The sequence below is a fragment of the Ectobacillus soli genome (genome assembly GCF_042610425.1).
In the GTDB taxonomy this organism is placed as follows: Bacteria; Bacillota; Bacilli; order Bacillales; family Bacillaceae_G; genus Ectobacillus.
On the sequence record NZ_JBGJZM010000001.1, the window covers coordinates 1,765,154 to 1,789,700 of the forward strand.

Below are 24,547 nucleotides of genomic sequence, written 5' to 3' on the forward strand. Positions count from 1 at the left end.
AAACCATCTTTTGAACAGCAGCCGGCTCTACCAGTAATGCACCCTTTGCTTAGATGACAAACATTTTCTATAGTAGAGCACTTTTTAAGATTAGATCAATCATTAACATTACACTTGTGAATGAAGGAAAATGGCAAATATTAAGAATATGAGAGTGAATACTTAGCTAAATCACCAAATAAAGAGAAAATAGATGCTGCCAGTGGTATGTCTTCGGTTCCCATCATTGCTCCAGATTGTTAAAATTACCATTTGGGAAATGTACAGAATACACATAAAGGAATCAAAAAAATAATGAAAGTTATTCGTAAAGTGGATTCTCAAGTAAGACCTGCTATTTTCTGTGGGATCATGCCGTTAATTAAGAATACTTAAAAACCTGGTGGGGGTGATATGCTTATTGGGGATAATTATGGTGGTAGCACATATTTTTCATCATATTATCTAACTGCTTTTTACAGTAACAAAAAAGGCCGTTTTAAACGGCTTATTTCATATTTTTGTATTACTAAAAGAACTAGCTATGTGAAAATTGTTACTCCTATTGAAATACAATGGGTAGCAGTTGCTTTATTAGTGAGTTCCAAATAAAAAAATTCTCCAACTCCTATCGGTTCTTTCCCAACTGGGAGAGTAGCAATCACCATATTTGTGGTTCTATCAATGACGGAAACAGTTTAGCCAATGAATTTAAATATACTCCGAGGTATTAATTATTATTTTGATAACTGAACTAAATAAAGATGACTTTTATACATTTCTTCTGCATCAGTTATATCTTTAAGCGTAATTTCATATATATACGGTCTGCTCGCTAAAAATGGTAGAATGGGTTTCCAATTAATTCTGCCAGTTCCTAGTTGTAATCCATCATGTTTCCGACCTTCGCTATCTACAACGTGGAAATATTGAATATATGAATCCATTTTTTGTATCTGCTCTAACAATAACTTGTTATTACCCCTGAAGGAGATAAAAGCGTGGCTAATATCGTAAGCCACTGGCAAATTTAATGGTCTAACAAAATCCTCGAACCAATTCGGATTTTCAGCAGTAAAAAGACCATTAATGGAATTTTCCCATAAAAAAACTTCTTTGCCGTATGACAAAATCTGTTTGATTTCATTTACCATTTTATCTTTATTTTCCTTATTAATTTTAGATGTGACCGTGAGTATATAGTGGGGGTGAATGACACATTTAATAGAATGTGATAAACAAATATCAGCAAGAATCCTTGTAGATAAATGATAAAAGAGATAGTCTTCTTTCTGTTCGTGGATAATGTCTAAATATCTTCCATTGTGCTTTGAAGGGTGATGTAAATATACGTCACATCCTAGGCTAGAAAGCATTGTGATGGTATTTTCTAATTGTTTTCTTTTGTCACCAAACAAATCGTCCTCATTTAAATGAAGTTCAATAATATCTGGCTTATATTGTAATCGGTCATACAATTGTTCAGGATGGTATGAACATTTTAATCCTAACTTCAACAAAACACATCACCACCTTCGAAATTTCGAAATAATACTATTGTATGAGAAACGTTTATCTACACTCCCTTTATTAATCACTGTCTATTAATAAACCTATTCAGTTTTAGTTCGTACAAATTTCCAAACTAATATTGTCGCTAAAAGGTAAGCGATAGACATAACTAAAAATGTATTACTTGCCCCATTACTCCAATTTTGGGATTCGTCAAGTACAGCTCCCATTACCGCTATACCTACTAAAGCACCAATTTGTCTATTTGCATTTAAGGTTGCTCCAGCAATATTTGCATTAGAACCAGCATCTTGCATAACAGCTGCAGTCATAGCTGGAACTGCTACACCGATTCCGCCATTAACTATTGCGTAAATAACCGCAATAATCCAATAAGGCATTGTAGGAGAAATTGCGGTCAATATGAATGACCCTATTGCGGCTAATAGTAAAGATAGTAGTAAAGGAGTTTTAACCCCTAATTTAGTTGTCAATCTAGCAAATAGTAAATTTCCGATTACAAAAACAACCATCATTGGTAATAACTCCAAACCCGCTAAAAATGGACTAGCTCCACGTGCCTTTTGAAGAAATAAACCAAACATGAAAATACCGCCAAACATGGAGAAATTTATAAAAAACCCAACCGTATTTCCAGCTGAAAAACTTTTATTTTTAAATAATTTTTTTGGAATAATAGGATTTTTAGATTTATTTTCTCTTATTATGAATAAAATTCCAGATGCAAACATTAGAATAACTATTCCTATAATCCGAGGTGAAACCCATCCTAGGGTTGGTCCTTGAATAAGAGCATATGATAGCAGCGCTAAAGTGGTAATGCCTAAAATATTACTAATAACACTGAGCTTAATTTGTACACGAGGTGGTTGCTCAACGATGAAATATGCGAGCACAATCCCGACAATACCAATTGGTATGTTTATTAAAAAGATACTTTGCCAACCCAATGTATTAACCAATGCACCACCAATAAAGGGTCCTAAGCCCGCAGCAACGGATACAATTGATTGCCATATTCCAAAAATCTTAGCTCGTTTTACAGGATCTGAAAAAGAGAATGCTAATAAGCTCAGCGAACTTGGCATAAACAACGCTGCTCCAATTCCTTGAATAATTCGTGCTGTTATAAGAGTATTTCCATTCGGCGCTAGAGCACAAAATATTGATGCAAGTACGAAAAAGACTAATCCAATTAAATACACATTTTTGGCACCGTATCGATTAGCTAATGATCCTCCAGCAAGTAACAAAGAAGCGAATGATAAAATATAGCCATCGACTACCCAGGTTGCCCCTGAAATCCCCATATTTAATTTATTCTGAATATCTGCTACTGCAACAGTTACTACTGTTACATCCAATGTTGCCATAAAAAAACCCAATGCTAACGCAATTAATATCCAAATATCTGATGAAAGTTCTAATTGTTGTTTAGTAGCTGTGTTTGTATTTATATTAATCTGTGATTTTGACATCTCAAATCAGTCCTCTCATAATTTAGTATTGACAATTCAAAAAACCACTAATTAGAATATTATATATTTATAGACAAATTTACATAATTATCACCGCCCTACTTTAAATTAAGAAAATATATTTCCAAATCTCAATCATGTAAAAAAATGGAACACAATGTTATAATAAACAAAGTACTTTTATTATTAAAGTACTGATATTTTTTACATATACTTTCTTAAACTATAGTGAGGGGAGATTATAATGTCTGATTATACTAAAGATGATCACTGTGCTTGTTCTATTGAAATAGCAATGGATGTAATAGGAGGGAAATGGAAATTTATTATTCTTAGAGATCTTTTCTTGGGTCCTAAAAGATTTGGAGAATTACAAAGATCAATAAATGTAAACAGTCCAAAAACCCTTTCCATTCGATTAAAAGAGTTAGAAAAAGAAGGAATTATAAGAAGAAGGATTTATTCTGAAATTCCGCCGCATGTAGAATATTCCCTTACAGAAAAGGGACAAACTCTTCTTCCAATTTTTAATGCTATGAAAGATTGGGTAAATAAGTGGGACCTTCTGGAGAAAAAGGGGAAATAAGATAGAAGGTGAAATTTAAGCACCATATTCCACCCCTTTTATTTTTTCTTGTTGTCTATTTTGTTCTTTTTCTATGGCTTTTGCTGACTTCTTGCGACTAACCTTTTTCGACTGTACTACTTACAAAGTTACGCACATCTTTTGGACTTTGACTTGTGTTGGAGTCTCATCCCTTTGTAAAGCCTTTGTATCAGATTTCTGTTCGTCGAGCCAAGATTTTATTCCACGCTTCCTCCAGCCCTTATCTCATGATAAGTACCTTGCGCTTCCTTAGTGGTTGGTCGATGCGTACCTCCACAGTGGATTTTCACCACCTAGATAGTTGCCATGCCTGGCACACAACGAAAAAGCACCCCAATGGATGCTTAAATCGATTTAATAAATTTATTCTTGTTGTTACATCTAGGACATTTTACAGTTACTTCAACTTGATTTTTATCACAGAATACAAGATCTCCCGTATATTCTATTTCAGGTGTTTCTACTACCCCAACTGGTTTACTATTGGAAATATCACCACACCACTTTAATAGAATTCCACATCTAAAGCAATTGTTATCTCCTTTGATTTTGCTTACATTTAACAATACTTTCATCCCCTTTAGTTTTACTTTTCGGCAAAAAACGGTAATTCCCTGTTAAAGATTACCAATTTGTAAAACTAATAAATATAGTACTTGTCATATCATTGTCGCCTACGTTCTTTATTGTAATTGTACTGCGACGAAAGTACCGCCATCTGATACCTTGTTAAGCATAAATTCATTACCAACTTTCTCTTTTTTTCTCTGAAAATGTAAAAAAGAATTTACCATAAAAATATTTTGTTACAATAAAATTCGGAAATGTCTTTATTGTTTAATATTAGGACAAGCGCATAGGTTAATGAGCTATATTTGGAAACATACATATTTGACCGAAGTATATTAATGAAGCGATTATTAAAAAAGAGAATGTTGTATGGACAACCTAATAAAAGAATTTCAAAATATCCCAACGACCTGTATTTCTGATGCGATGGATGGATATTATTATTTAAGCTTGGAATCCTATAGCATTTCAGATGTTGATTTCGCTTGCATATGGAGAAGTAAATAATCAGGGCCGCCTGCTTTGGAATCTGTTCCTAACATATTAAATCCACCAAATGGCTGGTAATCAACAATTGCACCTGTGCAAACACGGTTAATATAAAAATTTCCAACATAGAACTCTTCGCGGGCACGTTCGATATGTCTACGATTATTGGAAATAAGAGCACCAGTTAGACCGTAATCAGTGTTGTTGACAATTTCCATCATATGGTCAAAATCACGTGCTTTACAGAATGTAACTACTGGTCCGAAAATTTCTTCTTGCATGAGTCGGCTCTTTTCATCTAAATCAGCAAAAATCGTGGGTTGAATAAAGTAACCTTTAGAATCATCGCCTTCTCCACCTGTCATGAGCTTCCCTTCTTGTTTTCCAATTTCAATATAATACATAATTTTTTTAACAGCAATCTGTCCAACATAAGGAATCCGTGTGATTTCTTGGGCTGCTTTTGTGTAAAGTATGAGGGCGTTTGTTACATCTATCCTTTGTTCCTAAAAAGTATGTTATGAAATTAGTAATAACCGACCCCTTTTATCAAACCTTAGATCACTTCAACTGAAGTAATCTAGGGTGTGTAAAATCCATATTAAGGATTCGAAAATCCTTGACGTTTAAGAAAGTGTACCTTACGATGATGTGAGAGTTCATCCCTCTTGCTTTGGGAAGTGAAACGCATATAAGAAATATAGAAAATCATCAAAAGGAAGGGACGACTCGCCTTCTAGCTCACCATTTTCAAAAACACTTGTTTTAATGGATTTTCCCCATACTTGAAGGCTGTCGTTATTTGGATTATAAAAATAAACGCGAATACAGCCATTGGGGTCGAGGCTTACTCTTTGTATAAGTACTGCATGTGCTCCAAGCACCTTACCAGAATGGTTGTAAATAGTGATGCCAGCAGGCTGAGGAAGCTCTTCATTAACATTTGGATTGTTCGTTGGGTGGTAGTGTCGGTGGAATTTGGCTTCGAACTCTAAGTCACTATAGACATCTGAAAACCCAGTCCATATGCCTTTTATATGAAAGGCTGGGTTGATCCATTTATGTGGATCATGTACGCGCCCTTGTGCAGTCTTTAACATTTCAAAATAGATAGAATTAAGGTGAGGAATCAAGAGTAGTGATATTGTATCAATATGAATCTCATCATCCAATGGGACAAGCGGATGCGTATCAGAGGAAATAGAATTTCCCTCTATATCAAAAGTGATTGAACCGTGCTCTAGGAAATGATTAAACATTCTTAGCAGCAGAACAGGCTCTTTTTGTGACCAATAACTGAGTGCTCTTGTGGATTGGCACGTTGGATTAAAGCCTTGACCAATTCCTAGCGGTTGTCCTAATACGCTTATCATTCCCGATATTAGATGAGAACGAAGTTCATCCGCATTTGTTATTTTATATACTGCAGAAACCCTTTTATTAATCTTATCATGAATAGGAACTTCCATTAACTTTTTTACTTCTTTAATGAGTTCGCTGGTAAAAATATCTCTCTGTAACCATCGCATTAAACCATAAATGCTTCTCCTTGTTTTTACCGTTATTGCCGAAGTGATGAGAGAAGAAACAAAATGTAGATTTAACTGTAGGTTTTCTTTCGCTTTTTTGTCCACGGCCAGTAGGCTCTCCAGCAAGTCTAACTTTTTTTTATTAATATGGTTCAAAAATAGTGCATGAAACGGTGAAACTAGCCCAGTATGCTTCATTGATTCACGTAATTGCTTGGCCTCTTGGATTAATAATAAATCATTGCTGGAATTCAATTTATTTTTATAATTTTCCCAAGACGCATCAGCCATATCAGATGGACAATAAACTGCATTTTCATATTGCATTAAGTTTGAATCCCTCTCTTCCAATCCACCCGCTAATCTTTTTGCACTGGAAATTAATTTTAGAATTTTGTCAGTTACAATCGGCCTTTGAACGGCGAGATTATTGACTTCCTGATACAGACTTTGAAAAACAAGTGGTGAAAAACAATGATCTGAGATAAATCCCAAAATTTCTGAGGCCTGTTTGTCTTTGTAAAGCTGTTTTATTCGATTTTCTTCCGTTTCCTTCATTAGTAGAAGATCCAGGTTCAAAGCCAAAACCTTCGTCAAAAATCCAGTTGCTTCAGACGCAGACATTTCTGGATGTACATATACACCTCTAGCAATGGAAATAATTCTCAGTTCACTCAATGCTTCGGCAGTTGCCGTAATACCGCCTGAATGGAGAGTCCCCCTAACAAGTGCAGGATTTAGCTTACCAACATTCTCCCATGGCTTCCCTGCAAAGACCCCGGATTCATCAAAAAGATGCGCATATAAAAAAAGTTTTTCCAATCCATTCGGTTCTTCTAGAAGGACACCCGCTTCCTCAAGAACTTTTTGCTGCAATAACTTTTTATTTGTTGCCGAAGTTCGCCATAACTGATGAAAGGCTTTTTGAAACGAATCCTCTGAAGCAAATTGAAAAAGTCCCATATGTCCATTTCCCTTTCCAGCATATTCTTTTACAGTATCATACTGTTTAAATACAAATAGAATTACTAATGAAAAGAAAAAAACCAAATGAGTCGTTCAGACTAAGAATTGATGGCAGCTTTAGTTGTTAAATTCATTCTTCACTTCACTAGATGAGCGTAAGGTAAATCGAGGTACAGGGCATGCTTATATATTTAATATTATGAATATTTTTAAAATTAAAATATAAATTATTGTTTGATTAATCTAACACAAAATAGTGTACATTACAAATCATTTTGTTGGACACAAACTAAGGAGCATGGGTTAGGGTGTGATCATGAAATTACCGCTCAATTATTGTACTAGTAAAAAAGGACCATGAAATTTTATTTCGGGTCCCTTTTAATCTATCGGTCTATTGTATCATTTAATAATCATTGTACTGCTTTTCGGTTGACATGTACTTTTTTCCAAAATTTCTTTTATAATGTTAACTCCATCTAATAGTTCTTCTTTTGATACGGTAAGCGGGGGCAATATTCGAATGACCTTTTCCCCTGCTGTCAATACGATAAGCCCCCTATTTCGAAGCTCACTTAACAATGTATTTACGGCAAACTTGCATTCGATTCCAACCATCAATCCAATACCTCTTATATCCTGTATAATGTTTAAGTGTTTCAAATTAATCAATATTTGCTTAAAGAAAAACTCACTTTTATCAACAATATCATCTAAAAATTCCTTTTTAAAAATGGCATCCATGGTAGCAATAGCTGCGGCTATCGATACAGGATTTCCTCCAAAGGTCGAGCCATGACTTCCTGGGCCAAAAAATTGCGCAAGTTTTCCTTTCCCAATTACAGCGCCGATAGGAAAACCGCTTCCTAATCCTTTGGCTGATGTAATAAGATCTGGTTCTAAGTCAAAATGTTGGAAGGCGAATGGTTTCCCCGTTCGTCCAATTCCTGTTTGGACTTCATCAATGATTAAAAGTGCACCATGCTGTTTACAAAGCTCCTGAACCCCCTGTAAAAAATCCATATTTCCAACATGAATTCCACCTTCACCCTGTACTACCTCAATCATAACTGCGGCTACATCATTTCCTATTACACTCTTAACCCCTTCGATATCATTATATGAAACATATACAAATGTTTCGAGCATTGGCCCATATCCCTGCTTTATTTTATCTTGGCCTGTTGCTGACATCGTCGCATAAGTGCGGCCGTGAAAGGAATTTTTAAAGGTGATAATTTTCGTTTTTCCTGTTGCTTTACGAGCTAGCTTAATGGCTGCTTCGTTTGCTTCTGCACCGCTATTGGCAAAGAAAACTCGATCCATCCCGGCAGCTTCTGCAAGCATTTTTGCGGCTATCTCTTGGTTTCCACTTTGGAATAGGTTCGATACGTGCCAATATTGACTGAGTTGCTTAAATACCGCTTCCTCTACATTTTTCGGGCGGTGTCCAAGATTACAGACCCCGATTCCTGAAGTAAAATCTAGATACTTTTTCCCATTTTTATCTGTAATCGTACTGCCGTACGCTGTTTTAGGTTCAACCTCCCAGCGTGCATAGGTTGCAAATAAGTGATTCAATTTTTGATCAGCTCCTTATGAACAATTCTCGTACCGTTCCATTTACCATTTTCAAAAAATGTTTTTTTACCGGACACGATCATAACACTTTCAACGCCCTTTTCCACAGCATGAATCGCTGATTGAACTTTCGGAATCATCCCGCCATTAATTTCACCATTTGCAATATAGGTATCGATCTCATATTTTGTAAGGTCACTGACGAGCGAGCCCTCAATGAATACTCCATCAACATTGGTAACAAATAGGCATTGTTCTGCATGAAGGGCTTTAGCCACCTCTACTGCCGCATAATCTGCATTAATATTTAGTTTTTCGCCGTTTTCAGTAATTCCTATCGGAGTAATGACAGGAGTATAGTTTCCATTAATGGCAAGTTCTAAGAATTTTGTATTCACCTTGCTGACTTCTCCAACAAAACCAAGCTCTTCACGGTTTATGTAATCAGCTTGTAATAAATGCCCATCGCTACCGCTAATCCCCATTACAGAGAATTGATACTGCTGAAGCATTGCCACAAGCTTTCTGTTCGTCTGACCTGATAGAATCATTTCAGCAATTTTTAGTGTTTGCTCATCTGTTTTTCGAAGTCCGTTTACAAATTGTGGTTTCACATTAAATAATTCTAGCATTTCATTAATATCGGGGCCCCCGCCATGGACAAAGACCAGTTTATAACCTTGGTTTTCCAGTTCGGAAAGACTTGTAAAAAAAGCGGATGTTAACTCGTCTAAAACACTGCCGCCACATTTGATAACAATATATTTCATCCTATTTTCACCTATCCTTACGAACGATAGCTGGCATTGATTTTGACATAGTCATAAGACAGGTCACAGCCCCATGCCTTACCAGCTCCATTTCCTACATGCAGATCAACTAAAATTTTTATTAATGGCTGATTTAAATACTTTCGTGCTTGGTCCTCTGAAAATGCACACGGTACACTATCTTCAAGCATCTTAATATGGTTGATGGAAATATCAACTGTATTAGGATTAATCGTCGCTTTTGTCTGACCAATAGCACTAATGATTCGTCCCCAGTTGGGGTCGGCACCAAATACAGCGGTTTTCACTAAATTTGACCCAACAATTTGTTTGGCAATTACTCTAGCTTCCTCATGATCCTTTGCACCTAGTACCTCAACTTCTACTAACTTTGTAGCTCCCTCTCCGTCCATAGCAATTTTCTTTGCTAATTTTTCACAAGCCCTTGTTAAAAGCTCAACAAATGTTTTCCATTCTGGATGTTCTGGAGTTAACGGATTATTTCTTGCCAGTCCATTCGCCATAACAAGCACCATATCGTTTGTAGAGGTATCTCCATCCACAGTAATTTGATTAAAAGTATTATTGGTTACACTTTTTAAAGCTTTCGATAAATTCTCAGAAGAAATAGATGCATCCGTTGTTAAGAATCCGAGCATAGTAGCCATGTTCGGATGTATCATCCCCGACCCTTTTGCCGCACCCCCAATCGTTATGGTTTTGCCCTCGATCATAGTTGAGTATGCACAGCTTTTCATGACGATATCGGTAGTTAGAATACCAGTTTGAAAATCAACTGCATCACTGTCTAAATTGCCTGGTGATAGTAATTGAATACCGTTAGCGATTTTATCCATATCTAAAAACTCACCTATAACACCTGTCGATGCAACAGCCACATAATTTTCCTTAATGTTGAATTTCTCAGATATTAAGTAGCGCATTTTCAATGCATCCTTGTATCCTCTTTCTCCAGTACAAGAATTGGCACATCCACTGTTTACAACAACAGCCTGTAAAAGTCCTTCACTCTCAATGCTTTCTTGCGTTACTTTTAAAGGTGCTGCTTGGAATTGGTTTGTAGTATAAACTGCAGCAGATGAAGCCGGGATTTCACTAATTATGATCCCTAAGTCTTTTTTAGAGTAGCGGAGACCAGCATGAACCCCTGAAGTTGTATATCCTAAAGGTGATAATATATTCCCATTTTCAATTTCAACTATGTTATCCTTTAACAATATTTGCATTTCGAATCCTCCTTAAGGGTACAAGGGAATGAACTCTAATCCCATTTTTTCATCTAATCCATTCATTAAATTGGCATTTTGAACCGCCTGACCTGCAGCACCTTTCATGAGATTATCGATTACAGAAACGATCGTTAATCTTCCTGTTCTCTCATCAACATGTAAACCAATATCACAATAATTTGATCCTGATACTTCGCTTACAGATGGGAAATTACCTTTCTTCCTTATCCTCACAAACGGATTCCTAAAATACTGTTCATTATATAATTCAATGAGACTATCAGTATCCATATTTGCTGTAAGCTTTACATATATGGTTGCCATGATTCCTCTTGTGATTGGCAGCAAATGGGTATTAAATGTAATAGGTGAAACTCTTGCATTCCAAAGGTTCAATTGCTGTTGAATTTCAGGAATATGCTGATGTTCGTTTACCTTATATATTCGAAAATTTTCATTCATCTCGGAGAATAGCAGGCTTTTAGATACAGATCTTCCAGCTCCGGAAACGCCAGATTTTGCATCAATTATGATTATATCTGGGTCAATCAGTCCCTCTTTTACCACTGGTGCAAGACCCAATAGGGTGGCTGTAGGGTAACAGCCTGGATTAGCGATTAATTTAGCATCGATAATTTTTTCCTTATTCCATTCGCTTAACCCATATACAAATTTTTTTAATAAACTGTTTTCAACTGGTTCGTGCTTATACCATTTCCTATACATTTCTCCATCGGTCAAGCGCAAATCACCAGATAAGTCGATAATTTGAATACCTGTATCCATGAAGGCTGGAACAAGCTTACTAGATACCCCTGATGGGGCGGCTATAAAAACGATATCTGAATGCTTCGCTATTTCTTCAGCATCGATATGCTCAAGTTTTAAGCTTGTAATTCCGTTCAAATGTGGAAACTCTTCATATAACGGAATCTCATCCCTTGTTGTATGGACAGATTGTATACGAAATAAAGGATGATTATGTAATATGCGAAAAAGTTCGCCACCGCCATATCCAGAAGTACCAATTATAGATACTTTCATTACAATCCTCCTCGTGACAGCATGTAATATATATACATAAAATTTATACTTATACTAGGTTTTAAAAATTTATAAAAAGAGCAGCATTGGGGAACTCACCTTGGATATTGGTTTAACCATTTCAAGACTTACCATACATTAGTTCTTTCAACCAGAGTACATCTGATACTGGCTGAGGATTGCACCCATATAATTCCCTTATTTTAAAAGCATGTACATCATTATAGATTGATTTCATTCGGTCATATACCCATTGTTCCGTTTTATGTACTGGTGCCCAGCAAAAAACATCCATCATATTCTTCTCATTTGTGACCGTATGAATTCTTTCATACTGAATGGTATTCATCTTTAAAAAGTTATTATTTTCATAGAATCGAATTCTTTTCTCCGAGCCTGGATCTAAAGGATTAATTGGTTCAACCTCCAGTATAATAGCTTTCCCCTTTGATTTTAGCTGGTTAAGAACGATACTCCCTATCCCTTTACCACGGCATTCTCCATTCACTAGAATATAATCAATGAAAATATAATCAGACTGTTCATAATATACAAGCACATGATCTTGGCTTTCCTCTAATTGATACATACCTTCTTTTTCTTGTAAAAGGATTTCAAAATGCTTTTGGGATTTCATTTCCTTTTCAGGAAAAAATTCTGTCAATCTAGTAAACCAATTGTTCATCACACTGCTCTCCTTTTAACATATTCGACATATTTGTCATTTTTATCTAAACGCTTAGAAAAAATCAATTTTTCAGTAAACTTAAACTTTACAATTTATATTATAATTGTCATTTTGTGTATATTTAATAAAAAAATGTTAATTTTTTGTAAAATTATTTGGAATATGTATATTTTTGTTAAAATATAGTTGCGTGATTATTTTAAATATTTATTTAGGACAGGGAGAGTTATGCAGATGGATGTGAACAAAGGGAAAATTACAGCTTTACTAGGTTGGAGCCTACAAGCAATTGAAGCGATTGACAAAATGAATCGACCATATGTAGTTGTTGGTCCTTCTGAATTTCAGGGTTTTGCTGATACCAATGGTATTCAGTTTATCCCTTGGAAATTTGAAGATTTAAATGAAAGGTCCGATGAACTCTACCAAAAATTAAAAGATTTTAACACTAAAATTACTGTTCCAATATACGAGGAAACAGTTGAATGGGCTGGTGCCATGAATGCAAAGCTCCTGAATAGCCCTCGAATTTTCAATAAATCTCTGTTATTGAGAGACAAAGGTTTGATGAAGCGCAGAGCACAAATAGCAGGCATCCGAGTGGGAGTATTTGAAGAAGCTCAAAACAAAGATGATATATATCGATTTCTAAAAAGAGTAAATGAAGCACTGATCAAACTGGATGGGGAGCCGAATGACCCGATTCATGTTAAGCCATTTGATAAAGCTGGTACTGTCGGTCATCGGATGATTCGGGAGCCGCAGGAAATTGAAAAAATTGATGATTCAGAATTTCCACTTTTGATTGAAAGCCACCTGGAGGGCCAGGAATTCTCGTGCGAAGCTTTTATTCATAATGGCAAAGTAAAATTCCTAAACATTACGGAATACGTAAAGCTTGGCCACTCCAACTTCGTACCTGCGTCACCTTCACTTGAAAAATGGCGGCCCCAGATTAGAGCGGCAATTGAGAAGCTAGTCAATGCCTTTGAAATCCAATATGGCATTATTCATCCTGAATTTTTCATTTCACCGGATGGAACATTGAAATTCGGAGAAGTCGCAGGACGAGTTCCTGGCGGTCATATTTTTCAATGTATCGAACGGGCATATGGATTCAGCCCCTTTCAGGCTCAAGTGCTTTGCAGCGACCCGGATACAACAGAAGAAGAACTGGAAGCCTTTTTCCCTAAAGAAGTTGTATCTGCCAAAGGACATGCCGGCAGCTTGATGGTCTATCCAAATGTACAAATCGTAAAAAGATTGAATGTACCTGAAGAGATTAAAAACCATCCTTATTTTTTAAAACATGATATGTTCATTCCGTCCTCATCGAAAGTCGCCGAACGAGTGGGGTTTGGTAACCATTACGGAACGATTTTTTTCTTTGGAAATGACAGTGAAGTCATAAGGAATCTCATGAAAAAATACGAAAAATACGATTTTTACCTATAAGGAGAGAAACGAAGGATGACAACTCAAACAAAAAAAAGGATAAGTATAAAAACAACTCTCTTAAAAACTAGATTTGAAGCTGCACTGGACAAGCTAGAACAGGCAAAGCCCTTCGCCAAAAGCTTGTACCAAACAGATGTCTTCCAGCTAGCTATTGAACTTGCAGGTTCAGATGACGGGATGACCATCATCTATAGCAATGCTTATCGATTTGATCAAGCTGGAGTCTTCCATGGAGGTCCATGGGAAAACGCAGCGAAAATGCAACCTCCCTTTGTCGGCGGTGAATTGAGGCTTAGGAGTGTTAATTCCATTATAGAATTGTTAAGTGAAATGAGAATGCTGGCGATCGCAAAAGGAGATTGCATACATGAAGAATTGAGTAAGATAGAAGCTGGATCATTTTTAAATGAAGTGCTGGCCCTAAACCTTGACCTTTTGTTTCCTTCGGAAACAGAAAGTCAATTAGAAGATCATATGATCCGCACGAAACACTTGTTCCGCTACCTTGGCCAGGAACTTTCCTTGACTGCGATTGCTGCTAAAATTGCTCAGGAGATCGAACGCTTGACAGTCCAGCGCCCGATTATGACGGGACGGATTTTAAATATGATCAATTTGTCTGGTCAATTAATTGAAAGCGGTATTGATGAAAAAATGGCGGAGGCCCTTGAAAAGTACTCCCGTGCTGCTAATGATCCAACACCGCTTAACAGGGATGTAACCAGTCAAAGAGAATACAGACTCAGATTAGAGAATGCCTATGATGATGAACTTGAGGCCGAGGCTAAGATTTTTGCATGTTCCATGAAAGCTACCGGACTTGTTTCACCATACCATGCTGTTTTGCTTCGGTTCCTTAATAGAAAAAATAATTATGTAATTCCAATGTCCCTTGGTTTATCAGAAACGGGGATTGCAAACTATAATGCCAATAAAAAACTAATTCATGACATCATCCAAATTTCCATTTATCCTGAAACACGGCAGGCAATATACGGTCTTGCAAAAATACTTGACATGGGAGTACTGACACAGGAACCTGTGCTTACTGCCATTCGCTGTCTGTTTGAGCTCCCTGTTCATGCTCAGGTACGCCAAACTCTATCAAAACTTGAGCATGAACAAGGCGGAATCAGCCTAAATGGTCTACTTGTTGCCGGGGTAGTAAGTGTTTTGGGCCAACCGCTTGGTGTAGGACAAGGACTCAATCCAACCTGCCAATCAGCAAGAGCCATATCTCTCTGGGCACAGCATGGAATCGGACACCTGCTGGAATACATAATCCGTGCTGTCCGTGACAATGATATTGAGATGACATTTGAAGATGTACCAATCCACTCAAGCCTCCTTACAGGGGGAGTTGCCAATGAAATCCACCATGATTTAGATCCTGTATCCATTATTCTTGTCCCACATCTTGATAAAATTTATAACGAAATGATGAAACGAACGCTCCTTCGCGGAGAGGACGGTCATAAGTGGGTAAACCCTGAATTTTACGGTAAGTGGATTCCGAAGGGCTTTATTAATGTGATTGATCAACTTACACTGAATGTTACCAATTATCCGGCATTTGTTAAGCTATTCTATGCTACCCACCATCCAGATTATAATGAAGGACATGAATTGATTTATCCCAACCCTGTTGGTATTTTCATCACAAATGTACATGGGGATCTGCTTGGTCTTCACGCCGTATCGATTCAAAGAATAAAAAAAGACAAGAACGGCGATTACCGAATTTATTTTTACAATCCTAACAATGACAGTGGCCAGAATTGGGGCCAAGGCATCAGAGCAAGTGTTTCAGGTTTCGGTGAACTTGAAGGAGAAGCATCCATGCCGTTTCATGAGTTTTTGTCAAGAATGTACGCCTATCACTATAATCCATTCGAACAGGGTGATACCTATATGGTAGAAGATCGTCTTGTTGAAGAAGTGGAAGTACTGGCAAAAAACAGCTGGGGAAAAAGTTATGTTTGGCATGAGTAAATATTATACCAGTTTTTCTTTAAATTATTAATTTGAACCTTGCAAAAAAAATTGTCATAATTAATTATGACTTATAAGATTTAATCAAAAGTACTTTTATCGATTTGTATAATAAAAGCACAACAACCCAACCTTTATTGAGGACACTAAAAAAGTCTAGAATAAGCGTTGCCTTCCTTGATAAGATTGTGGAAGGCAACGCAATTTATTTGTATTGAACCTTTGCTTAGTTCCTGGTTCTATATAAAATCCTTCCTCAAAAACCTTCAGGAATATACTTTTCATTATGCAGTATTGAACATAGAAGTACATGACTTATTCACTTCTTTTTTACGATAAAAAAATGGAATACTCGTATTCCTAAGGATACAATTCCTCATATCTTATTTATCCCTTTAATCCCTTGTCTTGCATCTTTGACCTATACAATTCAAAAAATGAGCATGCACCCAACAAAAACAACTTGTTTTTCGTTGGTACTTTTTCATTGTTTAATCAAACATAAGTGTACATATTTAGGTTGGCATTTATAAGTTTCTCAAAAAGCTATATTGGAAATGGACATAACGTATTAGGGGATATCAAGACCCCCCTCTGTTTTGGAGTTGGTATAATAGAAAAGCAGTTGATATAGAAAAAATCTATACCATCTGCTTTTTTGTTTATAAAAATACCATTCAGGACCGATTTTAGTTAAAATAAACATTGTCGATTTTCACAAATTATAAATGTCCAAATGTACTTGTGTTTGATAATAAGTTATTAAGCATGATATAAGTGTAAAAGAAGTGGAACATTTGGCTTTATATTTTTTGACCGAGAGTTTGAAGTTGTATCCATAGTGAGAGGATTTGAGTTTAAAATGATAGATAATTTTTGGCGTGATTTACCACGACCATTTTTTGTACTTGCACCAATGGAAGATGTGACAGATGTTGTTTTTCGTCACGTAGTAAGGGAAGCCGGTCGTCCGGATGTATTTTTCACAGAGTTTACAAACTCGGATAGCTATTGTCATCCAGAGGGTATAAAAAGTGTGCGTGGCCGTTTAATTTTTACAGAAGATGAACAGCCAGTGGTGGCACATATTTGGGGGGATAATCCCGAATATTTCCGGCAAATGAGTATTGGCATGGCAGAGCTAGGATTTAAAGGCATCGATATTAATATGGGCTGCCCTGTACCGAATGTGGTATCGAGAGGGAAAGGTAGTGGACTTATTTTGCGTCCAGACGTTGCGGCAGAACTTATTCAAGCAGCAAAAGAGGGCGGACTGCCTGTCAGCGTGAAAACACGACTTGGCTATAAGGATGTAAATGAGTGGGAGGAGTGGCTAACGCATATTTTAAAACAGGATATTGCGAACCTTTCTATTCATTTACGTACAAGAAAGGAAATGAGCCAAGTAGATGCGCATTGGGAGCTAATTCCGGAAATCAAAAAATTACGTGACCGTATCGCACCAAATACTCTACTAACCATCAATGGAGACATTCCTAACCGTCAAACTGGGCTGCAGCTTGCCCAGCAATATGGTATTGATGGCGTTATGATTGGGCGAGGTATTTTTAAAAATCCTTTTGCTTTTGAAAAAGAGCCAAAAGAGCATAGCAGTAAAGAATACCTTGATCTTTTAAGACTGCAGCTTGATCTTCAAGATCAATATGTGGAAGCACTGCCACGTTCAATCACAGGGCTTCATCGTTTTTTCAAAATTTATGTCAAAGGATTCCGTGGAGCTGGTGAATTAAGAAATCAATTGATGAATACGAAATCAACAGATGAAGTACGTGCATTACTTGATAACTTTGGAAAAGAATGTTGATGGAACGGGGACAGCATTTAATCATTCAACTTCTATTTACTTAGCTTAAATAGTATAGATAATGACTGAATTACTAAGATTTAATACATAAAATTATTACATGATTCTTATGATACAACTATCTAAGACTAAGTGATAACCGGGAGGAATCCTTGGCTTTTTTATTTTTGCATAAATTGTAAAGATAAGGGATAAAGTATATTTAAGCCAAGGAAAGCTGTATTCCTCCGTAGTTCACCCTTTTAGTAGTCGAGTGCAATCTCGGCTTTTTTTTTAGCCATATTGTATAGTCTAAAATGTAACAGCATTTCTCTTGTGTAACTTCATGACTTAAATTAAATTTTTATTTATTGTCAATCCAAGATTTAATCCCTTATACGCATTCCCATTGAGACAAGCTCTTTGCTAAGTACACAGACATAACATGTAAATAGTAATAACCACCTACTGTAAAGGGGGACATACCTTATTATGATACTGCCGAATTTAAACAGCGTACGTCAATTCGGTACTACTATCGCGTATTCTGCAGGGCAAGAAACAATTCATGCAATTCACCAGATGCTGGCGGCACACTATCCTCTTATACATCCTGTACAACACTACACTTTTGCGCATCTCATACAACATTATCTTCCTACACAGCCTATACAACACTACCCTGAATCTTCTACCAATCTTGTATATCACTATCCAGCCTTACATCTCTCATTTTACTAACTTATTACGCTATTTATGGTGCAATCGATCTACTCCCCTTTTTCTTTAAAATGGATTTTTTATTAAGGTTCGTCGTAATATTCATGCCTTACATCTTTCCAATAAGCCGTTTTAACGCTTAGTAGAAATCGTATTTACCATTACTTAATGTTATTTTCACACGTAATTATCTTTATGGGGGTATAGTAACTATGTTGAGCCTAAACCCCTTCGGTCTCTCCCTTTCTAACTGCCAGGTTATCTCCTGGCTTTTTGTATTTACTTGAACCTCGTGTGTTTTGCTTCCAACACAGCCCATTTACAACCTTTGTCTGTATTTACCCATCCATATGTGGAGGAAAGTTAGTTGTTATGATGATGTCTGGGCGATAATACGTAAGTTAACATTGCTATTAAAAAAGCAAGGCCCGATTAGCCTTGCTTCATGCTTGTTATTCAACTATTACTTTTCCAACCATTCCTTCCCGTAAATGACACCGACATACCAGGTCATATGTACCGGCCTTTTTTGGTTTCACAGTAATGGTTTTTTCTGTTCCCAACGGGACTTCGGCGTTGATTCCGAGCTTTTCCACTATAAAAGTATGCCTTTTCTTGCCTTTGTTTTTCAATATCAACGTTGTCGTTCTTCCTTTTGGAATAGTGATGATTTTTGGATTAAAGTTATCATCGTTCAGCTCTACCTCAATCGCTTTCACTGACGCAATCGGTTGTATTGCGACGCCGGATTCGGCAAATACACTGAGTGAGTCAGGAGTTGTCACAACCACAATCATCACAAGCAAAGCGACCAGTCCAGTTAACCACTTTTTCACAGACATTCGCAATTCCCCCTTTCCTAATACTATTATTTTCCAGTCTTAAAATATTATTACTATAAATTAGAGTCCAACGTTCTTCAAATAGTAACTCTTTTATTTGAAACAATGGCTAAGAAAAAAGACCGACTATAAGGATGATCTTCTAGAATTCATTCTTCTTCAATTAACCTGCCCTATACTTGAAGCTAACTTGGTACTAATAGAACAAGCCTAATCATATTCTTATAAGAGAAAACGATAAGAAGGAGTGTAGAGTTAGTTGATAAAAGTGAAGGTTCGTTTACGGCCCATTGTTAGTCAGATAAATTTACCCACTGTTTTGAAAACAACTATACTTCCAGGTGACTCAATTGAAAGTTTATTTATCGCAACCCAAATAGGAGAGATCTTTTACATAGGAAACTCAAGTTTAAGAACTTTTTTAGATATTCGCACGCGAATCATAAAACTAGGTGTTTCTAGTGGTGGATATGATGAACGGGGATTGCTAGGGCTAGCGTTTCATCCCCAATTTAATTATAACAGGCTGTTTTATCTTCATTATTCAGTTGCTGGAACACAAGGTCCAGGTGCTCTTCCTGAACCTTTTAATCCTGACCCGTGTGATCCCAGAACCTTAAACCTGAAGTGGATAAATAGAGAAACTCAATATAATCATATTGATACAGTTGAAGAATGGATTTTACAATCGAATGGTCAACCTCAAAAACGACGGACATTACTTAACATAAGAAGGCCATTTTTAAATCATAATGGTGTCAATAGCTTAAACTTTTCACCTGAAACAGGAAAACTTGTTTTAACAACCGGAGATGGCGGGTCAGGCTATGATCCATTTAATTTAAGTCAGGATGATATGGAACTTGCTGGTAAAATAATTGAAATTGATGTAGGTAAGAATACATTTATCAATAATCCACCCGTCGTCACACGTTTTAATGAACTTCCCGTACCTATTCAGGAAACGCTAACGGTAATTGCCAAAGGAGTTCGCAATATACCAGGCATTTCATTTCAAAGGTTTTATAATCAATATATTAAATATGTGGGAAATGTCGGACAGGATTTGGTAGAGTCGATTTTTTCATTCATTGATTATAAACCAATACCGGTTACTCAGCTTATTCAAGCTTCTTTCATGCAATATGAACCTGACCAAGAAGGATTGATTAACTTTGGCTGGCGAGGGTGGGAAGGTGCTTTTCCTACTTCGATTATAAGGGGTTGCTCAGTAAATCCGACTTTAGATGAGAAAACAATTGCTTATTACAAGGAAGCAGTAAAAACTTCAGTAGGGCGTCTTCAGCCTTTAACTAGTTATTTTCATAAAGATCAAAGACCCGATAAGTTTGGTGGAACTGCACTTACAGGGGTCCAGTCATATATGGGGAATGGAATCCCCGATTTAACAGGAAGCGTTGTGTTTACCGATCTTGCCAAGGTTGAAGAATCCGGGTCTCCGGTTAGAGGGATTTTAGCTTATACAAGGGTAAGAACAGATTGTAAACGAAATGATTTTAGTGTTATTGAAACCGATTATAATTTTGGGTCTCAATCAGCTTATTATGTTACTTTAGGAACGAATCTGGATCAAACCAGACTATATTTAGGAGTTTATGGCTCTATAAAAGTGACTGATTTTAACCAAGGTAGTGTTTTTGAAATTGTTCCATGATTCATAACTAATTCGACTTAATATCAGTTAAGTCTCTTTCTTTACTCCTAAGTTGGACTAGTAAATTCAAAGTAATTCACAATCACTTTATCCTTAAGACAAAGAAGCCGGCTCCTTAAGGAAACTGGCTCTTTACTTACTTATTTCGTAAAAAATCGTATCATGCATTTCAGATATCCATTTTTATATCGTGCGTACCTCTAGGAGGAACATATAGTTAAATAAGGAATCGTGATTCGTCCAAACTTGTTTCGTTTGAAATGAGTTAATATCGTATTTATATGAGTTTTCGGTATGAATGGTTTCGTATCGATCGTAACAACCTAATTTATTTGGAAGATAAAGTAACCAATCTTTAGGGAGAGCTCCTGAATTTGATTAAGAGACTTAGTTAGTCGTAGCGTTTCCTCTTAAAAAAGCTCTAATTTCTTCACTAGAAATTCCCATTGTTAAAGCATATAATATTAATTCTGCCCATTCGTTATCTAAATTTTTTTCTTCATTTATTGAAATTAACGGACTGTACAAATCTAGCATGTAGTTTTTTCACCTCCATACAAATTCATCTTTTATACCGACCCAGTTATTATAGTTTTCTAACCTTTAGATGCTTCATCTATTATTTCCAAATATTTAAAATATTCACTGCTTAAAAAGCAGAAAATATGTACTTGGTGGAAATAGAATTAAGGACTTCCAATGTGCGTGATTCATTGGTCTTCCTACAAAAAACTTATGAATTCTATTACCAGAAACGAGCATCTTGTTATCCTCTCCGATTTATAATCATACAAAATGGTGCGTTACACTATTGATACAATATGTACAGTATCAATAACAAAAAGAGAGCTGACATGCTTCTGTTAGCGTATGAATAAGATTCCTATCCTTTTTTGTAAATTTCATTAATCATGAATGTTTAATTTTCTCTTCGCAATTTAGTAATTTTATATTCAATAGTACAATCATCGGGGCGGTATTGATTAGCAAGTCTATAGTATTCTAATGCCTTTGAATTTTGATTTTTATCAAAGTAAAAATCCCCCATCCATTGTGCCAAATTAAACAATTTACTCTCTAATTCTTCACGTAATTCAAGAATCCAATTTTCATATAACCCAATTAATAAATTACGAGGAGCGTTATGGAAAATTTTCTGTGCCATTATTGATTTTTGGTTTATCTCTTTTTCCTGAATCGCTTTATTTACCTCTTCATAAAAATCAATCAAATCACATTTCACTCTTCCTTGAAGGTTTATATGTTCATTATCCATAACTAAAAATTGGGTTGTATTCCCCTCATAATCGAGTAATTTTTTTAAATGAGATAGATAAACTCTTAAATTATTTCGAGATTTTCTTAAAGGTATGTCAGACCACAACTCATCACAGAGCTGCTCCCTTATAACTGTTCTATGGAATATTAAATAAACAAGAATTTGCTTTGCATTACGTTGATTCCACCCTTCGAGAATCTCTTCACCATTCACATAAACGTGAAATGTCTGTAACAAGTCTATTTTTAATTCATTTGTAGAATCTACTTTCTTTTCTCCTTCTCTAAAGATGTCTTGAAACTTTGATCGTATTTCATCGAAAAATTTATCATAACTGCTTTCATAAGTTATTTGAGTATCCTTATCTAAATCTAAAATGAAATTGTGAATCCATTGAAAAGTGACTTCAGGTTGATCTATATACATCATATTTGATGAGCCAGGGACAATAAGAAAATGAGATTTAGACAAATAAAGAGCTGACATGTTTGAAAGAAAAGGAGGATAAATCGGATCTAATTCTCCAGCAAGGATTAATGAAGGGATATGTATATGCTGTAAGTAATCAGTAGATTTCGACTGTATCATTAATTGATAGATATTAAAATAAGTTTCTACTGACACATTTGCATAAGGGGAGAGTAACTTTTTGAACGGTTCGCTATTTTTGGACAGTCTAGTAGCAAATGCTAAAACTTTTTCTCCAACGGACACCATGGATTCCACTTTATATTGAGCTTTACGAGTTTCTCCTAATTTCTGTGCAATAGATGTCGGATAAATAGACACAAATGAAAGCAATATCAATGACTTGACAATATCAGGATTGATAAACGCAAAGTTAGTTGCAATATTACATCCAAATCCATGTCCAATTAGATGAAAAGATTGGATATGGAGAGTTTCCACTATGTATAATAAATCTTCATAAAAGGTTTCCCAGCTAATTGTTTTGTCTCCTTTATCACTATTTCCATGGCCACGTAAATCATATCTTACTATGTTGTAATGGTTTTTAAATAAAGGCACAAATGTCTCCCAGGTTAGATGATCTAATCCAACTCCATGAATAAAAATCAATGTATCGTTATTTTTTTTAGTTTTCGTAAATTCATAGTAAATCGAGTCGCCATCACGATATATAATAGGCATGATTGCCTCCTCCTGTTTTTTTACACTATTCTATTACATGATTTTGTACAATAACAATAAAAACATAAATCAATAAATGAAAGACGTCTCTTTCAATCCTTTAGATAAGAAAACCTATTATTCTCTCTTTATTGACATGCTGCATAAACTTACCTTTCTCTTTTCTGTAAAAACCTTTTTACTCCTAGCATTTTCTCCAGTCTCTATGTTTTTCTTCATTATACAAAAAAGTACCCTATAAGTAGACTCATGTCCACTTTATAGGGTATTTTTCAGAAAAATTCTGCTTCTTTTCTTCCATGAAATCTAAGACGGTTGAATTTTATGTGAATTCTCATTATAAAGTTCGATTCGTTAACATAAAAAAAGAGTTGCCGATCCCTTGATGGATCTTCAACTCTTTCACCCATATGCTTTCTATTTTGCATTGACGTCGGGTTGATGAATTCCAAAAACATTTCCCTCGGTATCCATATAATATCCTTGCCACGCCATTCCAGGCAGGGCATATTTCGGCATTGCGACCTTCCCGCCATTCTCAATAATTTTAGCTTCCGTTACAGCGTAATCTCCCACTCCCATTGTACATACAAATGCATTTAAACTCTGATTTGGTTCTGGCGAAGCACTTTGGCGTTGCATCAAAGCTCCATTGATTCCAGGTTCATTGTCATTTCCCGTCACCGCACCAAAGTAAGGCATTCCAGCATATTCACTCCAATCTTGAAACGACCATCCGAATACCTCTCCATAAAACTTCTTCGCCCGTTCCATATCATCCACATGAATTTCGAAATGAATTAATCTTCCCATAATTACCTCCTAGTATATACAGTGCGTTCTTTTACAAGTACTTATTTTTATTGTAATGGATATAGAAATAAATTCAATCCTTGTAAATATTTATTATTTTTTAGTGACAGCTATATCTGTAAGAGAAACACCTACATCATTGCTAACGACTGCTGAATCAGCATCTCAAAGTCTAAGTAATCGTGCTCATTACATAACTGGATATTTTTTCTAAGATAAATAACTACAATTTCAACCATTATGATCAATATAATATTTGAATAAATAATGAAAATAGATAATTAACAATATTAAATCGAAAATTAATATTATTAATTTTTTTATTGAG

19 protein-coding genes and 2 pseudogenes are annotated in these 24,547 nt (G+C 35.9%); 6 read left to right on the forward strand and 15 right to left on the reverse strand.

Features of this window, described 5'->3' with window-relative positions; translation table 11 throughout:
• Nucleotides 1-521 precede the first annotated feature (521 nt).
• The 3 genes and pseudogenes from ACAN53_RS09130 to ACAN53_RS09140 all read right to left on the reverse strand — a co-directional run.
• Nucleotides 522-668: pseudogene (locus ACAN53_RS09130) on the reverse strand (hypothetical protein); the annotation flags it as partial.
• A gap of 48 nt (nt 669-716) precedes the next feature.
• Nucleotides 717-1,499, reverse strand: a complete 783-nt coding sequence (locus ACAN53_RS09135) for a sugar phosphate isomerase/epimerase family protein (protein ID WP_379969198.1) — start codon at nt 1,497-1,499, stop codon at nt 717-719.
• 93 nt (nt 1,500-1,592) lie between these two features.
• Entirely contained in the window at nt 1,593-2,990 is a 1,398-nt protein-coding gene (locus ACAN53_RS09140) for an MFS transporter (protein ID WP_379969200.1), read from the reverse strand.
• Between the two features lie 244 nt (nt 2,991-3,234).
• Between ACAN53_RS09140 and ACAN53_RS09145 the strand changes: the two genes are divergently transcribed.
• Nucleotides 3,235-3,576, forward strand: coding sequence for a winged helix-turn-helix transcriptional regulator (locus ACAN53_RS09145; protein ID WP_379969202.1), 342 nt, complete (start codon nt 3,235-3,237; stop codon nt 3,574-3,576).
• A 365-nt stretch (nt 3,577-3,941) separates the two neighbouring features.
• Here ACAN53_RS09145 and ACAN53_RS09150 read toward each other — a convergent pair whose 3' ends face one another.
• From ACAN53_RS09150 to ACAN53_RS09185, 8 genes and pseudogenes are all read right to left on the reverse strand, one after another.
• Nucleotides 3,942-4,163: a hypothetical protein gene (locus ACAN53_RS09150; RefSeq protein ID WP_379969204.1), complete on the reverse strand. Its 222-nt coding sequence runs from the start codon at nt 4,161-4,163 to the stop codon at nt 3,942-3,944.
• Between the two features lie 462 nt (nt 4,164-4,625).
• Nucleotides 4,626-5,153, reverse strand: a pseudogene (locus tag ACAN53_RS09155) (aldehyde dehydrogenase family protein); the annotation flags it as partial.
• 162 nt (nt 5,154-5,315) lie between these two features.
• Nucleotides 5,316-7,148 (reverse strand): hypothetical protein, encoded by a 1,833-nt coding sequence (locus ACAN53_RS09160; protein WP_379969206.1) that lies wholly within the window; start codon nt 7,146-7,148, stop codon nt 5,316-5,318.
• A gap of 405 nt (nt 7,149-7,553) precedes the next feature.
• The gene (locus ACAN53_RS09165; protein WP_379969208.1) at nt 7,554-8,732 is read right to left on the reverse strand and encodes an acetylornithine transaminase; all 1,179 of its coding nucleotides are present in this window, start codon (nt 8,730-8,732) and stop codon (nt 7,554-7,556) included.
• Nucleotides 8,729-9,502, reverse strand: a complete 774-nt coding sequence (gene argB, locus ACAN53_RS09170) for an acetylglutamate kinase (protein ID WP_379969210.1) — start codon at nt 9,500-9,502, stop codon at nt 8,729-8,731. Before argB ends, ACAN53_RS09165 begins: the two co-directional genes overlap by 4 nt.
• 17 nt (nt 9,503-9,519) lie before the next feature.
• Complete coding sequence (gene argJ, locus ACAN53_RS09175) at nt 9,520-10,749, reverse strand: bifunctional ornithine acetyltransferase/N-acetylglutamate synthase (protein WP_379969212.1); 1,230 nt, start codon at nt 10,747-10,749, stop codon at nt 9,520-9,522.
• 12 nt (nt 10,750-10,761) lie between these two features.
• On the reverse strand, nt 10,762-11,796 hold the full coding sequence (gene argC, locus ACAN53_RS09180) for an N-acetyl-gamma-glutamyl-phosphate reductase (RefSeq protein WP_379969214.1): 1,035 nt from the start codon (nt 11,794-11,796) through the stop codon (nt 10,762-10,764).
• 121 nt (nt 11,797-11,917) lie between these two features.
• Nucleotides 11,918-12,481, reverse strand: coding sequence for a GNAT family N-acetyltransferase (locus ACAN53_RS09185; protein ID WP_379969216.1), 564 nt, complete (start codon nt 12,479-12,481; stop codon nt 11,918-11,920).
• Between the two features lie 237 nt (nt 12,482-12,718).
• On the opposite strand from ACAN53_RS09185, the gene ACAN53_RS09190 reads away from it, so the two are divergent.
• From ACAN53_RS09190 to ACAN53_RS09205, 4 genes are all read left to right on the forward strand, one after another.
• Complete coding sequence (locus ACAN53_RS09190) at nt 12,719-13,939, forward strand: ATP-grasp domain-containing protein (RefSeq protein WP_379969218.1); 1,221 nt, start codon at nt 12,719-12,721, stop codon at nt 13,937-13,939.
• A gap of 15 nt (nt 13,940-13,954) precedes the next feature.
• On the forward strand, nt 13,955-15,934 hold the full coding sequence (locus ACAN53_RS09195; protein ID WP_379969220.1) for a hypothetical protein: 1,980 nt from the start codon (nt 13,955-13,957) through the stop codon (nt 15,932-15,934).
• An 862-nt stretch (nt 15,935-16,796) separates the two neighbouring features.
• Nucleotides 16,797-17,759, forward strand: coding sequence for a tRNA dihydrouridine synthase (locus ACAN53_RS09200; RefSeq protein ID WP_379969221.1), 963 nt, complete (start codon nt 16,797-16,799; stop codon nt 17,757-17,759).
• Nucleotides 17,760-18,230: 471 nt separating this feature from the next.
• Complete coding sequence (locus ACAN53_RS09205) at nt 18,231-18,479, forward strand: hypothetical protein (protein WP_379969223.1); 249 nt, start codon at nt 18,231-18,233, stop codon at nt 18,477-18,479.
• A gap of 431 nt (nt 18,480-18,910) precedes the next feature.
• On the opposite strand, the gene ACAN53_RS09210 is transcribed toward ACAN53_RS09205, so the two are convergent.
• Nucleotides 18,911-19,300, reverse strand: coding sequence for a cupredoxin domain-containing protein (locus tag ACAN53_RS09210; RefSeq protein WP_379969225.1), 390 nt, complete (start codon nt 19,298-19,300; stop codon nt 18,911-18,913).
• Nucleotides 19,301-19,559: 259 nt separating this feature from the next.
• On the opposite strand from ACAN53_RS09210, the gene ACAN53_RS09215 reads away from it, so the two are divergent.
• Nucleotides 19,560-20,975 carry a PQQ-dependent sugar dehydrogenase gene (locus tag ACAN53_RS09215; protein WP_379969227.1) on the forward strand — a complete coding sequence of 472 codons (1,416 nt, stop codon included), beginning with the start codon at nt 19,560-19,562 and terminating at the stop codon, nt 20,973-20,975.
• Nucleotides 20,976-21,362: 387 nt separating this feature from the next.
• Here ACAN53_RS09215 and ACAN53_RS09220 read toward each other — a convergent pair whose 3' ends face one another.
• The 3 genes from ACAN53_RS09220 to ACAN53_RS09230 all read right to left on the reverse strand — a co-directional run bounded on the left by ACAN53_RS09220 (nt 21,363) and on the right by ACAN53_RS09230 (nt 24,219).
• Nucleotides 21,363-21,512: an anti-repressor SinI family protein gene (locus tag ACAN53_RS09220; RefSeq protein ID WP_379969229.1), complete on the reverse strand. Its 150-nt coding sequence runs from the start codon at nt 21,510-21,512 to the stop codon at nt 21,363-21,365.
• A gap of 382 nt (nt 21,513-21,894) precedes the next feature.
• Nucleotides 21,895-23,406, reverse strand: a complete 1,512-nt coding sequence (locus ACAN53_RS09225) for an alpha/beta fold hydrolase (RefSeq protein WP_379969231.1) — start codon at nt 23,404-23,406, stop codon at nt 21,895-21,897.
• 417 nt (nt 23,407-23,823) lie between these two features.
• Entirely contained in the window at nt 23,824-24,219 is a 396-nt protein-coding gene (locus ACAN53_RS09230; protein WP_379969233.1) for a VOC family protein, read from the reverse strand.
• Nucleotides 24,220-24,547 lie beyond the last annotated feature (328 nt).